This is a genomic window from Alicyclobacillus contaminans DSM 17975, assembly GCF_000429525.1.
Taxonomy (GTDB): Bacteria; Bacillota; Bacilli; order Alicyclobacillales; family Alicyclobacillaceae; genus Alicyclobacillus_A; species Alicyclobacillus_A contaminans.
The window spans coordinates 34832-50529 of sequence record NZ_AUCA01000026.1 but is presented as its reverse complement, the minus strand read 5'-3'; the positions used below and the strand labels follow the sequence as shown (position 1 = coordinate 50529).

Sequence of the window (15698 nt, the reverse complement as noted above, 5' to 3'; positions counted from 1 at the left end):
CGTTATCACCGTTCCGAGCGGCTGTACATCATCCTGGACAACTTTTCGCCGCACAAGCATGAGCGTGTCCGAAACTGGGCGGTCGAGAACAATGTGGAATTGGTCTACACTCCGACACACGCATCGTGGCTCAATCGGATTGAGTGTCATTTCGGGCCGTTGCGCAAGTTTGTGCTGAGTGGCAGCAACCATGAGGACCACAAGGCACTTGCTGACGCAATTCGGGCATATATTCGCTGGCGCAATAAGCACAGGCGAAACGCTAGCCTTCTACGGGAACAAAAGAAGATCAAGGTTGCCTGAAGGGGCACTACAATGCACCTGTCTCAATATGTGATTACAGCCTACATGATGATGATTGGGCTTTTCGAGCCGATGACCGCTTACTTGGCAGATACACTGGGGACCAAGCGAATTTACATCCTCAGCCTAGTCGTGTTTACCGCAGGATCGGTACTTTGCGCCATAGCGTGGAACATCCAATCACTCATTGTGTTTCGCATCATTCAAGCCACTGGCGGCGGTATGATTATGCCGCTTGCACTCTCCATTGTTGAAAAAACCTTTAGTAAGAAAGAATTGCCTCTAGCTATGGGACTGATGGGAATTCCTTTACTGGTTGCGCCCGCCATGGGCCCAACCATCGGAGGCTATTTCGTTGAATACATCAACTGGAGATGGATATTCTGGATCAATATCCCCATTGGGATCACGGCCGTTTTCGCTTCTGTCTTGTTGTTGCAGGAATTTACCACCATGTCTAAGAAACTTGATCTGTTCGGGTTTATCTTTTCCGCGATTGGATTTGCTGCATTGCTGCTTGCCGTAAGTAATGGCCCGACGGATGGATGGCACTCGTTATCCATCCTCTCTCTATTTATCCTGTCTGGAATCTGTCTGTTGACATTTGTATTCGTAGAAGCCAGACACCCAGTTCCCCTCCTCGATCTAAGGATCTTTAAAAATCGAGTCTACACCGCATCTCTGTGGATTACGTTCTTTATGATGATTGGGCTTTTTGGAAGTCTATTTCTTGTTCCGTTATTTATGCAGCAGCTCAGAGGACTTGGGGCAATGGAGACGGGTATCATTTTAATTCCGGAAGTGATTGGAGCGGCGGTATTAATTCCTATTAGTGCTTTATTGTTGCCACTTGTTGGAGCACGGATTTTAACAATCATAGGGATCGCAATAATGACTGCGGGCGCTTTTCCCTTAACCCAAATCCAGATTGACACAAGTATATCATCGATTGAGAGTGACCTCGTCATTGTCGGAGCAGGCATTGGGTTCGCGATGATGCCCGCAATCACGATGGCCTACACTGTTCTGCCTGAACATCTTGTCAATCAGGGTTCGGCGTTTATCAACATGACGCGACAAATTGGAAGTTCACTAGGTGTCGCTATACTGACCAGTGTCATCCAAGAGCGCGTACCTGTTCATTTCGCGCACCTTGCTGAATCGGTTACCCCTTGGTCTACAACTGGACAGATGCTGCAGGTACTTATTCAACGGTTCCAATCCGCAGGGTATGAACTTCAACAAGCTCATCAAATGAGCTTGTCGGTAATCTACCAGCAAGTTCAACTCATGTCGAACGTATTGGCGTTCCATGATGCTTTTCTTGTCTCAGCATTATTAGGTCTTTCTGGAATCATTCCTGCACTGTTTCTCTTTGACAGAAATAGCGAAAAGGAACAGAGCATCTCCATCTCAGAAGATGTATTCATTTAAACCTTACTCAAGGGTCGGAGAGACTCCTGTAAATGGAGAGTCAAGCACATGCTTTCTGCTCGGATGACTCGCCTTTGCCCCCTGGCAGTGTTCGGGCCATTCCGACGCGGCTACACACTCGGCATCCGCCACCAAGAGAGGATAAAATAGGGACATGACCATTTACCAGCTCACCTATCTGTCCGAGGAACTCCCCGTGCGGGCATATCTCGGCATCCCTGACCACGTACAGATCTGTCCCAATGACATACTGATCCTGCTCCGGGCGCGATACGGAGCCCACAGCGGCGTGACGGTGGAGGTGGTACCGACACCTGCGCCTGCCACTGCCGTGCCCGTCCGCCCCGGCCCGCTGCCAGGTCTCGTGTACTGTCGAGGCGGCATTGGCCGCGTGGGCATGGCAAAACTGGACTGGATTCACGATTTCATGGCCCATGGCGTGGTGGTCATGGCGCCATGGTATCGAGGGACATACGGCGGACCTGGAAGCGATGAGTTCGGCGGAGCCGATTGTGAGGATGTGAACGAAGCCTTTCGCCTGGTCCGGTCGCTGCCTTTCGTACAACCGGATCGAGTGGCAGCGCTGGGATTCTCCCGCGGCGCCATCAATGCCGCCCGCTTGGCGGCCACGCTGCCCGGTGTTCACCACCTCATTCTGTGGGGCGGTGTGGCGGACCTGGCCTGGACGTATGAAGAACGTGTGGACCTGCGCCGCATGCTCCGGCGCGTGCTCGGCAAGTCACCCATGCGGCGCCCGGAGGCGTACGCATCCCGCTCTCCCGCTCACTTCGCACAGGCCATTCGCTGCCCGGTTCTCATCGTGCACGGGACGGAGGATGTACAGGTGCCTTACCGGCATGCGGAGCGCATGTGTGAGGCGCTGCAGAGAGCGCATCGGCCGTTTGCGCTGCACACTTATTCTGGATACGGGCACCATCTGCCGCCCGCAGTGCGCAGACTGGCCATCCGTCGGATGTTGGAACACGTCTTTCAAGACCCATGATGCGGATACGCATCCACTGGAAATTCACCAAGCTGCCGTGGCAAACGCACAGGAACGGATACACAGCCCTGCGTATGGTGTAGGCAGAAGCAACCCTGTAAATGTCCCATACGGAGGCTGATTTCATGGAGATGACCAAAGAACATTGCCGGAAATACGTGGGCCAGTGGGTTCATGTCCACTCCATGTACGGCATGCACGTGGGAATTCTGCACAGAACTCTGCACGACGGCATCATCCTCGTGCATCATACCCAACTGACCCACGGGATCCATGCATCTTCGGACACGTTTCAACCCGGCGTGCATCGCGCAGCAGACGGCGTGGACGCGGCACAGGTGCAGTTCTTCCTGCCGGCTCCCGGTCTGTTTGTGCCCTACGCCGGATTGTTCGGCATATGGCCCCGCCCGGCATTCTTCATCTGATGTCGTGCCCTACGCGCCGAATCCGCCGCCCCTGGCGCCAAAAGAAGCCCCCGCATCCATGCGGGGGCTTGTCTATCCGTTGCCCAATGGCTCAGTGGTGTCCATGTCCTTTTGCGTGGACTTGACCGTGGAACGGGGTAAACGCGTTCCAGGGGCCGAAGCCCTGACTGACTGCAACGACCGTTACGCTTGCGGAGGATGGATTTCCGCCCCCGGATCCATCCAACGGCCGTCGTGTGCCATTTCAATATATCCGTGATCCTGCAATGCCTGAAGCACCTCGAACAGACTGTTCTTCTTGTCCGCAGGCAGATCGCGCACGAACTCATTGATGTCACGGGCGTGCCGCAACTGGATAAAGTGTACGCCGCCGTACTTCGCGTGCAAGGAACGCTCGCGTTGCATCACATCTCCCCCTCGCCACTAGTCTGCCTCAATGGTTTGCCGCTATTCCGCCGCACCGGTGACGCTGCAGACGGCATCTACGGGCCCCCGATATGCTGGAACCATCACGGCGAGGAACCAATACTATATCGTAGCCGACACCCCATCCAGGGCCGCGAGGGAGGTGGTACGCTTGGCTGGCACGCCCACCAGAAGAACTGGGGCACACCCGACTTCCAGGGCGCGGCGGACCGGCGTCGCGCCCCGACGGAAATCGACGCCGCAAAAGCGGAAGCGCAGATTGAACAAGCCGACGGCCGCACCGTCCTCGGCTGCTCCGGGATCGACCAGCAACCGATTGAATTTTGGGAAACTCCTATCGCCCAAAAATCTGCAGGACACGCTGAAAAGCGTCGGCAATCTGCGCGGCACCGTGAAAAACTGGCTGCAATATTTACAACAGGCGGATCAATTGTTGGACACGTTGTACGTGGCCTCCAACTCGCTGAAAGAAACCGGCGTGCTCGACAAACTGGTCAAGCACAAAGGAAGGAACCTGAACACCGAGGACTTCACCAACATCCTGATGGCACTCATGAACACGCCGGTCGGCGCTCAGTTGTTCAAAGGCGGCCGTGAAGACAACGCGAACACGGAGTCGTGATGGCTTGGTTCTGCGGTGCCCCGGCGAATGGCCGTCCTCCACACAAAACCCCCGCGTGACGCAGTCACACGAGGGTTTTGTTGTACAGCGTGATTCCGGATGTCAGCCCTTCGCCTTCGGAACAAACTTTTTGATTTGGTTCAGCGTCTCGCTGTCCACGTTCTTCCCGTACTTTTTCACCAACTCATCCACATTGGCGTTCGGACCGTTCTTTGTCGCGTCCTTGTACGCATTCACGAACTGCTTGATGCGCTGTTCCGGCACCGGCAGCCCGAGTTTTCCCGCGAACGTCTTCGCCAGTTGTTCCACCTGGTTCGGATCTTGCCATTGCTCCGGCCGGACCTTTTTCACATCATCCAGAATCTCGAAAATGGCCCTGCGCTTGCCGGACAGATTCTGTTTCAACGTATCCAACGGTTTCCCGCTCGGCGCTGATGTCGTCTCCGCCACCACCGGTTCCTGCTGCACCGGAGCCGGACTGGGCTTGGCAACGCGAACCCTGTGCTTCTTCGCGGTACGCTTGACTGGTTTCGACACGCTGCACCCTCCTTCAGTGTGTGTCGCTCCCCAGCACGGGGAGCCTTCCACACACTCTATGGCCGGGCCGAGGAGGATGCGCCAACTTCTGCGGAAATCGGGCGGGTCTCCTCACCCGACTCCTTGCGCGACCGTGGAACCAGCGGAAAGAACACCATGCCCACCGCCAACATGGCCACGCCGAGCAGGAATGTCTTCCAGTCGGACGATCCCGCCTTGACCACCCACACGGAGTACACACTCGCCAGCACGGCGATGATGCCGTCCGCCAGACGCCCGCGCGGCTGCGTATCGTACGTTTCCCCGCGGACAACCATCACCACGTGATAGACGGTCGAGACCAGATAGGGCAGCAGGTACGACAGGGTCGCCAACGTGATCACAAACGTGAAAGCGCCGGACATGGATTCCGACAGGGTGGAGAAAATGAGGATCTGCGACATGACGTTGGTCACCGTGAGCGCCCGCGTCGGAGTTCCGCGTTGGTTCTGTTTCGCAAACCACTTCGGGAACATGCCGTCCTTAGCCGCTTGGTACGGCACCTCCGCACTCAACAGTATCCACCCAATGGTGGATCCGACCAGCGAAATCAACCCGAGGCCGGCCATGACGTAAGCGCCGCCCGAACCAATCACCCGGTCCAGCGCGTCAATCAATGGCTTGTTGGTCTCCATCAACACGTGTTGCGGCAACGCGCCCATGGTGAGCAGTGTAATCCCCACGTAAATCGCCAGCGCGATCAACAGGCCGAGAATGGTCGCGACCTTGATATCCTTCGCTTTGCGAGCGCGAGCGGACAGCACAACGGCCGATTCCACGCCCACAAACGCCCACAGGGTGGAGAGGGCGGCGTGGTTCACCTGCCCGAGCAGAGACAACGGCGCCCCCGAGGCATCGGTACGCGGTTGAACGAGGGGCAGGAGGTTGGCCTTTTCAAACGTGAACAGGCAGACGACGATGAAAAACACAAACCCGAGCACCTTGGCGGTCGTTGCCACCAGGTTGACTTTACCGGCACCCTCTATACCGCGCACAATCAGTGCGTGAATGACCCACAGCAGCGCACTGCAGACGAGGAACGTGAGCGCGCCTCCGACGGTGACCACAAACCGGCCTACCTGAAAAAGGACCGCCTGGCTCGCCATCACAGGAAAGAATGTCGACAGATAGCTTGCGAACGTCGTGATGGTTGCCACATTGCCGGACCAGTTGGCCGCCCAGTACCCCCACGCCACCATGTATCCCGCAAAGTCGGACCGCCGCGTTCCAGCACGGAAAATCGCTCTGGCGTAGGCCTGGGGCCCGCCGTTCAACTCCGGCCTGCGGATGGCGAGGTTGCCAAAGACAAGCGCCAGCATCAGCACACCAAGACCCGTCACACACCACGCCAGCAGTACACCCGCAGGGCTGGCGGCCTGCGCCAAGGAGGACGGCAGCATAAAGATGCCAGAGCCCACCATATTGCCGACCACCAACGCGGTCAGAATCCAGATTCCAAACAGCCCGTTTTTCACAACGCATCCCCCTCTGAGCACAACAAGGCACGGACAGCAGCGATGGGATGAGTCTTTCCGCTCACACGCTGCAACAGCACCGATTTATTTCTTTACCAAACTAAAGTGGTCGGACAACAAAAAAGGCGCGCATGCGTCCATGCAAGCCTATGAATCCTTCCGCCCGGCGCCCCGCGATACCGCAGAACGCCGAACGTTGTTTCGATGTGTCCTAATATACCTCAGAACAAAAGAAAGGATCAAGCGATTTCTAGAAGGCAATATTCTGCAGACGGAACGCGGTTTTCCAGGCCTTCCTCAGTCCGGTTCATATATCATTTTCTTGGTCATCCCGCCGTCCACCACCAGATTCTCTCCGGTGATAAAATCGTTCTCCGGATGGGTGAGGTACAGACAAGCCCGCGCAATGTCGGCCGGTCGCCCAACCCGACCCGCGGGGTGTTGCGCGTGGTCAATGTCGCGCAGGACGGCTTTCGGATTCGTCTCAATCCATCCGGGGCTGATGGCGTTGACCCGGATGCCGTGGGGCCCGAGCGAGACGGCCAACGCGTGCGTCAAGGAAACAATGCCGCCCTTGGATGCCGCGTATGCCTCGGAGTTGGGTTCGGACATCAACCATCGCGTGCTCGCCACATTGACAATCGCCCCGCCTCCCGTCCGCCGCATCACCTTCGCAGCCTCACGGGCCATGAGAAACGTCCCGCGCAGGTTCACGGCGAGGACCCTGTCCCACTCCTCCACCGTCAGTTCGAGCGGAGACTTCCAAATCCCGATGCCCGCATTGTTAATCAGCACATCCAGTCGGCCATGAGCCGCGGCGACCGCCTCCACGGCACGGATCACATCGGCCGGAGCGGCGACATCGGCCACCACGGGCAGGCAGGAGCCCAGGCGCCCGAATTCGTCAGCCGTCTCCTTCAGTGCAGCCGCGTCCACGTCAACCAATGCCACATGGGCACCCTCGCACAGATACGCGTACGCCACGGCGCGGCCAATCCCCCGTGCCGCACCGGTCACCAAGACCACTTTGCCTTTGAATCCCGACAATGTTTGTGTCAACCTCCGATTTTCGACATTTCCACGCGCGGGGAATGGGTGGTATGCGCGGATCGAACTTCCGAATACCGATCCACGCGGCGGCCCCAGACTCCTGCGAGCGCGTCCAAAAGAGCCTCGTCACTCCAATTCTGCCGCAGCCAAGCGCGCACATCGTGCCCACGACTGCCAAACAGACAGGTGAAGAGCTGTCCGTCCGACGACAGCCTCGCCCGCGTACACCCTCCGCAAAATGGACGCGTCACCGAGGCAATCACGCCGATTTCGCCAGCGCCGTCCAGGTAGCGATAGCGTGTGGCGACCTCTCCCGGATGGGCGGGCGGCACCGGCTCCAGTGGCCAACGCTCGTGGATTGCCCGTAGCATGTCCTCGGCGGGCACCACATCCTCCATTCGCCAGCCGTTGGTGTTGCCAACGTCCATGTACTCGATAAAGCGAAGGACATGCCCCGTGTTGCGGAAATATTCCGCCAACGGGACGATCTGTTGGTCGTTCACACCGCGTTTGACCACTGCGTTGATTTTGACCGGCTGAAGCCCCGCCGCAGCGGCCGCATCCATCGCCGCCAACACGCGGGACACCGGAAACCGGACATCATTGAGGGCCTGGAACACGGCATCGTCCATTGCGTCGAGACTGATGGTGACACGCCGCAACCCAGCGGCTTTCAGAGCTCTCGCACGTTCCGGCGTCAACATCGATCCGTTCGTGGTCAGCGCCATGTCCTCAATGCCCTCGACCTCTGCAATCATAGCCACCAATGTCTCCAGGTCGCGGCGCAACAGCGGTTCGCCGCCGGTCAATCTGACTTTGCGTACGCCAAGTTGGACGAACAGGCGAACCAAGCGGACAATTTCCTCGAAGCTGAGCAGCGCGCTGTGGGGTAAGAACGGGTAATCCGCGCCGAATACTTCCTTCGGCATGCAGTACGTACAGCGAAAGTTGCATCTATCGGTCACCGAAATCCGCAGATCGGACACTGGCCGGCCCAAGCCATCCCGGACTGCTCGCCTTGGTGCCATCATCATCACAACGTTTCTGTTTGGAATGCGGAACGCACGCAAGCCTCCCGTCTTCATCCATAATACCGAAAAGCTGCAGAGGAACAAAGCGGGCACCGTAAAACAAACCATCCGATGCCCACAGCCTGGGCATCGGATGGCGATGAATCACTCGGACACGGGCGTCAGCGCACACGGAGTGCCTGCCCGTATTGACCTTCAAAGACAAACGTTTCGAGCCGACGCCGCGTGGACGGTTGCTCGCGAGCCTTCAGCGGTTCCGGAAGCTCCGCCGGGTCTCCGTAGTAGCCCAGGCTGATGACCACATGGGGAACCACGGACTCCGGCAGATTGAGCACGCGCTTCGCCTGCTCTTTGTCAAAGCCACCCATGGCGTGCGTATACAGACCGAGGCGCGCCGCCTGAATGGAGAGGAATCCCCACGCTGTGCCTGCATCAAATGCGTGTGCCGTGTTCTCGCCCTCCCCGTCCGGGCGGAGCGATTCGGATGCAAGCAGGATGAGCACCGGGGCCTGTTTGCACCAAACCGCATTTCCTTCGAACAGGAACGAAAGAAACTTGGCTCTGTCTTCCTCCGTTTTCGCCACGACGAATCGCCATGGCTGCCAGTTCACCGCGGAGGGCGCCCAGCGGGCAGCCTCAAGTACCTGGAGCAGTGTCTCATCGCTCACGGGACGAGAGCTGTATGCGCGAGGCGACCAGCGCTGGAGGAAAACCGGATCGATTTCGTACTCGGCCTTTCGGTTCGTGAGGACCAGTTGCTGTGGATGTGTGTTCGCGGAAACCGTCATGCGTTGCACCTCCATCGAAATGTGCATATTCCGCTCGGAAATAGCGGTGTCGCACCCTACATTATATCGGATGACACGGACAGATTCACAGACGCGCGTCGTCCACCTGGTTCAGCCACTGCTCGATGTGACCCACGACGGACGCGACGCATCCCTCGTCAAACGGGGAAACCAGCCGCGCTTCCTCAACCAGCCGGAGAAAGGACTGACTCCCTCCCAGTTTGCAGAGACGCAGATAGTCTGCCCAGGCACTGTCCCTATCCTCGTGCATCTTCTTCCAGAATTGCAGCGCGCAAATCTGCGCTAAGGTGTAATCGATATAGTAAAACGGCGACGTGAAGATGTGCTGCTGTCGGAACCAGTAGCCGCCGCGCTCCAGGAAGGCATTGCCTTCGTAATTGCGATGAGGCAGATACACCTTTTCGAGATCGCGCCACACCTGCTTCCGTTCGGCCGGCGTCATGTCCGGATTTTGATACACAATGTGCTGAAATTCGTCCACAGCCACGCCGTACGGGATGAAGAACACCGCATCCGTCAGGTGCGCGTAGTGGTACTTCTCGGTCTCATCCTGGAAGAACTGTTGCATCCACGGCCAGGTGAAAAATTCCATACTCATGGAATGGATTTCGCACGCTTCGTACGTCGGAAAATGGTATTCCGGTACTTCGTAGCCGCGGCTGAGGTAAACCTGGAAGGCGTGGCCCGCCTCGTGGGTGAGGACGTCGATGTCCCCCGCCGTACCGTTGAAGTTGGAAAAAATGAAGGGCGACTTGAACTCCGGGATGTACGTGCAGTATCCGCCACTGGCTTTTCCAGGTTTGCTGACCAAATCGAGCAGCTGATTTTCCTGCATGAAGTGGAAGAATTCCGCCGTCTCCGGCGACAGCGCTTCGTACATCCGCCGGCCATTCTCCACAATCCACTGCGGATCTCCCTTCGGCGTCGCGTTGCCGCTCTTGAACATGAATCCGTCGTCGTAGTAGCGCAGGGTATCCACACCGATGCGCCGGCGCTGCTTCTCCCGCAGCCGCGTGGCAACCGGCACGAGCACCTCGCGCACCTGTTTGCGAAACGCGGCAACCATGTCGGCGTTGTAGTCGGTTCGATTCATCAGGAGGTACGACATCTCCGCGTAGTTGGAGAATCCCAATTTACGCGCCATTCTTGTGCGGATGGCCACCAGGTCGGAGTAAATTTGGTCAATCGTATCCTCATGCTCCGCGAAAAACGACCAGCGCGCGTCCGCCGCGCGCTTCCGCATATCGCGATCCGGCGACAGCTCGAACGGCTGCAGTTGCGGCAGGGTGCGCGTTTCCCCTTCGAAAGGAATCTCCGCTGACGCAATCAATTTCACATAATCGCTGACCCGCTTGTTCTCCTCCTGCAAATCCGCCACGATTTCCGGTGAAAAGGACCGCACGGTGCATTCCGCGAGCGCGAACAGCTGACTGCCCCACTTGACTTCCAGCTCCTGGCGGAAGCGAGATGCGAGCATGGCTTTGTACAGGTCGGCCACCAACGCCTGGTACTTGGGCATGGTCTCGTCGAAATAGTCCTGTTCCGCAGCGTAAAATTCGTCCTTGGTATTCACGCTGTGCCGTATATACACCAGTTGGTACATGGAGTCGAAGTGTTCCCGCAGGTCAATCAACCGCTTCAGCGCCGCGTTCTGAGCCTCAGCCGTGGCGGCCGCGTTGAACTCGGCCAGCCCCGCGTCAAACGCCGCTTTCAATTGATCAAAATCCGGCCGTTCGTACGTCATTTCCTGAAATGTCATGGCATCGCACGCTCCATCCCGTTTTGACATTTTGTACTTCCGCCATTATACCCGTTCCCGGTCACTCGCGCCGCCTGTTTGGCGCTCTGAGAACGGACAGGCTCCATGGTACAATGATGGACAAACATACAAGGAGGTTTCTTTCGCGTGAGCATCCATATTGGAGCCAAACCCGGAGACATCGCGGATACCGTGCTTCTCCCGGGCGATCCGCTTCGCGCCCAATACATTGCGCAAACCTATCTGGAAAACCCCGTGCAGTACAATCAGGTGCGCGGCATGTACGGTTTCACCGGGACCTACAAAGGCCGCCGCATCTCCGTGCAGGGAACGGGCATGGGCGTCCCCTCCATCTCCATCTACGTCCACGAGCTGATGGAGCAGTACGGCGTCCAGAATTTGATTCGCGTTGGCACCTGCGGCGCCATCCAGAAAGACATCCGCGTTCGCGATCTGGTGCTCGCGATGAGCGCCTCCACCGATTCGGCCATCAACCGGGTGCGCTTCGGAAACATCGACTACGCGCCCACCGCGAACTTCAGCCTCCTGCAAACGGCGTACCAAGTGGCCAAGGAACTGGCGGTGGACGTCCACGTCGGCAATGTGTTCACCGCCGACGCGTTCTACAATGAAGATGAATCCGCCGTCCACAAGTGGGCACAGTACGGCGTCCTCGCCCTGGAAATGGAAACGGCGGCTCTGTACACGCTGGCGGCAAAGTTTGGACGGCGGGCGCTGACCATTCTCACCGTCAGCGACCACGTTCTGACCGGAGAAGCCACCTCCGCAGAGGAGCGACAGACCACGCTCAACCAGATGATTGAGATTGGCCTCGAAACGGCGCTCCGGGCATGACCTTGAGATGAGCACAGACAAAGGGAAACCGCTCCGATGGGAGCGGTTTTCACTTCTCCGGCTGTACGCGGACGGGACTCCGTTCATCCCCGCTGCCTCCCTCAATGGCAAGCAGCGAGATGTTCAATTATGAATTCGGCCGTTGCGCCATAAATGCTTCAATTTCCTCGACCGTTTTGAGAATATTTTTTGATAAATTTTCGTGTCCATCCGAGGTCACCAGCACATCGTCCTCAATGCGGACACCAATCCCCTCTTCCGCAATGTAAAGCCCAGGTTCAATGGTGATGACCATCCCCGGCTGCAGAGGATCCGCATCGGACAGCGCGGTCACATCGTGGACGTTCAATCCCAGTTGATGCCCGACCGAGTGGTAGTAGTAGCGGCTGAGTTCCTCGTCCTGGGTTATGAGGCCCAGCCCTTTCAGTCCCTCCGCCAGCCACTGCTTCGTCCATTCATTCAACGCTCGCCACGTGACACCGGGACGCACAGCGGCAATCACGCGTTCCTCCACGTCCAGTACCAGATTGTATATCTGCTTCTGCCTGTCGGTGAACTTCCCATTGACCGGGAACGTACGACTGATGTCCGCGCTGTAGTACCCGTATTGCGCGCCGAGGTCAATCAGCACGAGATCGCCATCCTCCGTCCGGCGGTTGTTCTCTTCATAATGGAGAATGACGCCGTTGGGGCCGCTCGCGACAATCGACGCAAAGCCGGGCTCGCGCACTCCCTGCCTGCGGAGGGGGAACTCGTAATACGCCTCCAATTCGTACTCCATCATGCCCGGCCTGGCATGCGTCAGCATGTTCTCAATACCTTGCCGCGTGAGATCAATGGCCGTCCGAATACACGCCACCTCTTCTTCCCGCTTGAACATGCGCATACCCGCGAGCATGCGATGGGCATCACGAATCACGAGGTACGGGTGTTTGCGCTGCAGTTCGGCGGCGAACTCGTGCGCCTTTGACAACGGAATGTCCCAACCCGCCCGGGCGAGGTCGAGATAAGCGGCATCGCACCGGCTCCGCGCCAACAAGCGTCCGAAGACAGCGGAGAAGTGGTCCAAGATGTGCACGGTGGTGACGCCTGAAATCTCCATCGCCTCCGCGGCCCGCAACCTGCGCCCCGTCCATTTTTCCAAGTCCGGGTTGGCCGGCTCGATGAACAACATCTCGGAAACGTTTTCCGCCTGCTTGGTCAGCAGCAAAATCATGTTTGGACGTGCAATGCCCGTCAGGTAATAGAAGTTCCGGTTCGGCGTATACGGATACTCCATGTCTTCAGACTTGTGGGGAGCGGTCCCGGAAAACAGAACACAGACCGAGTGCTCCTCCATTTGTGCGGCGAATTGTGCTCTGCGCTCTGCGTAGATGGTTGAATTCAGCATGGTTTATGTATGCTCCCTTCGCGTGTTCCTGTTTCCAGTATACCGATTGTTTCCCCGGAAATCGTGCACCGTCACCGCGCTCCCCGAACCGACAGGGTGACGGTGACCCTCGTTCGCTTGCATTTCAGCGCTTCATCCGGGACCTGGCCCAGTTTATGAAGCGCCTCCAGTTTTTCTTTGTCCACAACTTCCACCACGCATTGTTTGCGCGCCTGTGCCGGCAACAACGGTAAAACCTCATCCAACTCGTAGGTGGTGTATCGCGCGCTCAGCAGCGGACGGTCCTGCGTCGCCCGCTCGACGCGGGCCGTTCCATCGGAAGTCGTGATGACGCCGACGCCCTGTTCCGCCATGTAGGGCTCAATCACTTGGCGCAGCGCCTCCATTTCTTCTCGCACCGCCTTCATCTGGGCGTGCAGCCGCACGAACGCATCCACTGCCCCTTGAATGTCCTTGCGTACCGTCACCGGCATGGCCAGTCCCCCTTCACACCACTTTTTCTCTCTTTCTTATGAGAGAAGGGGGAGAACCATGCAAAATGTGAACAAGGTCTGCCCGTCCGCATGGGACTCGGCAGACCACATTCTTGCATGCACCATTCAACCGCCTGCGCTCTCCCCGAATCAACCTCGGCCGGAGCGCAACATCAGCCTTTGATGGAACCTGCCAGCAGACCGCGCACAAAGTACCGGCTGAGCAGGACGTACACAATCAGCGTCGGCAGCGCGGACAGAAACGCGCCGGCCATTTGCACATTCCACTGCACAATCTGGCTGCCCGACAGGTTCTGCAGCGCCACCATGACCGGTTGGTTGGGCGGTTGCGTCATGGAGACGGCAAACAGGAACTCGTTCCAAATCGAGGTGAACTGCCAGATGCCGACCACCACGAAGCCGGAGATGGACAGCGGAAGAATGATCCGCCGGTAGATTCCCCAGTACCCCGTGCCGTCAATCGTGGCCGCCTCAATCAGATCCGTCGGAATTCCGGCGTAGAAGTTCCGGAAAATCAGCGTGCAGATGGGCAGGCCGTAGATGACGTGAATCAGAATCAACCCCGGAATCGTGTTGTACAACCCGATGTTGGTCATGAACTGAATCAGAGGAATCAACACACTCTGATACGGGATGAACATGCCGAACAGCATGATGGGAAACAGCACGTCCGCGCCACGGAACTTCCACTTCGACAGCGCATAGCCGTTGAGCGATCCGAGCACCGCAGAGATCACCGTTCCGGGAATGGCGAGGTAGAAGCTGTTGCCCAGATTCGGCGCCAACTTATTGAACGCTTCCCCGTAGCTCGAAAAGTCCAGGTGTTTCGGCAGCCACCACATGTGGGACAGATCAATTTCCGCGTTGCTCTTCAGACTCGTGACAATCACCACGTATACCGGAATCAGGTAGATCAACGCGAAGATAATCAGAAGCAGATACAACAGCGCTCGATTGAGCCGACGCACCGCCATCAGTCACCCTCCTTCCGCAGGCTGGTCACCATGTACGGCACGATGAACACAGCCAATGCCAGCAGCATGAAGATGGCAATCGCGGCACCTTCCGCGTAATGCTGGCCCTGGAAGGTGGTGTTGAACATGTTGACGCTCGGCATGTCGGTGACGAATTCCGCGCCGGGGCCGGTCATGGCATAGATCAGGTCAAATATTTTCATCGAAATATGGGCCAAAATGATAATTGTGGTCGCGGTAATCGGCCGCAGCTGCGGGAACGTGACCTTCCAGAACGACTTCCACTCACTGGCTCCATCCACGCGCGCCGCTTCATGGATCTCATCCGGAATGGCGCGCAATCCGGCCAGGTACAGCGCCATCGCAAACCCGGACATCTGCCACACCGCCGCAATTACCACAGCGACCAGTGCGACGGGAATGCCGAACTGAATTTGCCCCCAGTGAATGCTCGGGATGATGTTGGTGGACGTGTACCACCCAGGCAAATGGTTCGGATTCCATCCCAGGGCCTTCAAAATCAAGTTGAACCCGGAACGCGGGCTGAGCAGCCATTGCCAGACCACACCGGTGACGATGAAGGAGAGCGCCATTGGAAAAATGAAGATGTTGCGGAAGAATCCTTCCGCGCGAATCTTGCGGTCCACCATCACCGCCAGGAGCAAACCTATGACGAGACACAGCAGAATGAACAGCAGCGTAAAGAACAACAGGTTGCGCAAGTCTGCCTGAAACCGGAATTCGGTGAACAGGCGGGCGTAGTTCTTCAACCCGACAAACGCCATATTCGGCGTCAGCGTGTTCCACTTCGTCAGGGAAATCCAGCCCGTCCAGGCAATGAACCCGTAGACAAATACGACAATGGCCACGAACGAAGGCAACACGGTCAAAAACGGGAATGCCCGCTCCCACGTCCAGGGTCGCTTGCGCTTCGTCGGTACCGGCGGCAGACCTGCCGCTGGCGGGGTGTTTTGGGACACCGGAATTCCCCCTTTCATAGCGCATGAGTGATCACGGAAGTCTCTCGATGCAGAAAGTCAGGCAGCGACGTGCGCTGCCCTGACCCTGCACT

17 protein-coding genes are annotated in these 15698 nt (G+C 57.6%); 6 read left to right on the top strand and 11 right to left on the bottom strand.

The window, feature by feature from the left end:
- The 4 genes from G463_RS0110830 to G463_RS0110815 form a co-directional block, all read left to right on the top strand.
- The coding region (locus G463_RS0110830) for a transposase (protein ID WP_026975184.1) at positions 1-303 on the top strand (303 nt) is incomplete at its 5' end.
- Between the two features lie 12 nt (positions 304-315).
- A complete protein-coding gene (locus G463_RS19990; protein ID WP_051322204.1) occupies positions 316-1737 on the top strand; it encodes a DHA2 family efflux MFS transporter permease subunit in 1422 nt (473 codons plus the stop codon).
- A gap of 154 nt (positions 1738-1891) precedes the next feature.
- Positions 1892-2740: an alpha/beta hydrolase family protein gene (locus tag G463_RS0110820; RefSeq protein WP_026975183.1), complete on the top strand. Its 849-nt coding sequence runs from the start codon at positions 1892-1894 to the stop codon at positions 2738-2740.
- A gap of 125 nt (positions 2741-2865) precedes the next feature.
- The gene (locus tag G463_RS0110815) at positions 2866-3165 is read left to right on the top strand and encodes a hypothetical protein (protein WP_026975182.1); all 300 of its coding nucleotides are present in this window, start codon (positions 2866-2868) and stop codon (positions 3163-3165) included.
- A 183-nt stretch (positions 3166-3348) separates the two neighbouring features.
- Here the strand turns inward: G463_RS0110815 and G463_RS0110810 are convergent, their stop codons facing one another.
- A complete protein-coding gene (locus G463_RS0110810; protein ID WP_026975181.1) occupies positions 3349-3570 on the bottom strand; it encodes a hypothetical protein in 222 nt (73 codons plus the stop codon).
- A gap of 280 nt (positions 3571-3850) precedes the next feature.
- Here G463_RS0110810 and G463_RS19985 point away from each other — a divergent pair, with 280 nt between their 5' ends.
- Positions 3851-4213, top strand: a complete 363-nt coding sequence (locus G463_RS19985) for a hypothetical protein (protein ID WP_245575855.1) — start codon at positions 3851-3853, stop codon at positions 4211-4213.
- A 102-nt stretch (positions 4214-4315) separates the two neighbouring features.
- Here the strand turns inward: G463_RS19985 and G463_RS0110800 are convergent, their stop codons facing one another.
- The 6 genes from G463_RS0110800 to G463_RS0110775 form a co-directional block, all read right to left on the bottom strand.
- Positions 4316-4750 carry a hypothetical protein gene (locus tag G463_RS0110800; RefSeq protein WP_026975179.1) on the bottom strand — a complete coding sequence of 145 codons (435 nt, stop codon included), beginning with the start codon at positions 4748-4750 and terminating at the stop codon, positions 4316-4318.
- A 56-nt stretch (positions 4751-4806) separates the two neighbouring features.
- Positions 4807-6264 (bottom strand): amino acid permease, encoded by a 1458-nt coding sequence (locus G463_RS0110795; RefSeq protein WP_026975178.1) that lies wholly within the window; start codon positions 6262-6264, stop codon positions 4807-4809.
- Between the two features lie 297 nt (positions 6265-6561).
- Positions 6562-7323, bottom strand: coding sequence for an SDR family NAD(P)-dependent oxidoreductase (locus G463_RS0110790; RefSeq protein WP_026975177.1), 762 nt, complete (start codon positions 7321-7323; stop codon positions 6562-6564).
- A complete protein-coding gene (gene moaA / locus G463_RS0110785) occupies positions 7320-8345 on the bottom strand; it encodes a GTP 3',8-cyclase MoaA (protein ID WP_425387068.1) in 1026 nt (341 codons plus the stop codon). The genes G463_RS0110790 and moaA overlap by 4 nt, the downstream gene beginning before the upstream one ends.
- A gap of 161 nt (positions 8346-8506) precedes the next feature.
- Positions 8507-9133 (bottom strand): nitroreductase family protein, encoded by a 627-nt coding sequence (locus G463_RS0110780; protein WP_051322203.1) that lies wholly within the window; start codon positions 9131-9133, stop codon positions 8507-8509.
- Between the two features lie 85 nt (positions 9134-9218).
- Complete coding sequence (locus G463_RS0110775; protein ID WP_026975174.1) at positions 9219-10913, bottom strand: M3 family oligoendopeptidase; 1695 nt, start codon at positions 10911-10913, stop codon at positions 9219-9221.
- 147 nt (positions 10914-11060) lie between these two features.
- On the opposite strand from G463_RS0110775, the gene deoD reads away from it, so the two are divergent.
- Positions 11061-11768, top strand: a complete 708-nt coding sequence (deoD, locus tag G463_RS0110770; RefSeq protein WP_026975173.1) for a purine-nucleoside phosphorylase — start codon at positions 11061-11063, stop codon at positions 11766-11768.
- A 127-nt stretch (positions 11769-11895) separates the two neighbouring features.
- Here deoD and G463_RS0110765 read toward each other — a convergent pair whose 3' ends face one another.
- From G463_RS0110765 to G463_RS0110750, 4 genes are all read right to left on the bottom strand, one after another.
- Positions 11896-13158: an aminopeptidase P family protein gene (locus G463_RS0110765; protein ID WP_035486863.1), complete on the bottom strand. Its 1263-nt coding sequence runs from the start codon at positions 13156-13158 to the stop codon at positions 11896-11898.
- 71 nt (positions 13159-13229) lie between these two features.
- The gene (locus tag G463_RS0110760; protein WP_026975171.1) at positions 13230-13631 is read right to left on the bottom strand and encodes a DUF7376 domain-containing protein; all 402 of its coding nucleotides are present in this window, start codon (positions 13629-13631) and stop codon (positions 13230-13232) included.
- A gap of 173 nt (positions 13632-13804) precedes the next feature.
- Positions 13805-14626 carry a carbohydrate ABC transporter permease gene (locus tag G463_RS0110755; protein WP_026975170.1) on the bottom strand — a complete coding sequence of 274 codons (822 nt, stop codon included), beginning with the start codon at positions 14624-14626 and terminating at the stop codon, positions 13805-13807.
- Entirely contained in the window at positions 14626-15624 is a 999-nt protein-coding gene (locus tag G463_RS0110750; RefSeq protein WP_051322202.1) for a carbohydrate ABC transporter permease, read from the bottom strand. Before G463_RS0110750 ends, G463_RS0110755 begins: the two co-directional genes overlap by 1 nt.
- Positions 15625-15698 lie beyond the last annotated feature (74 nt).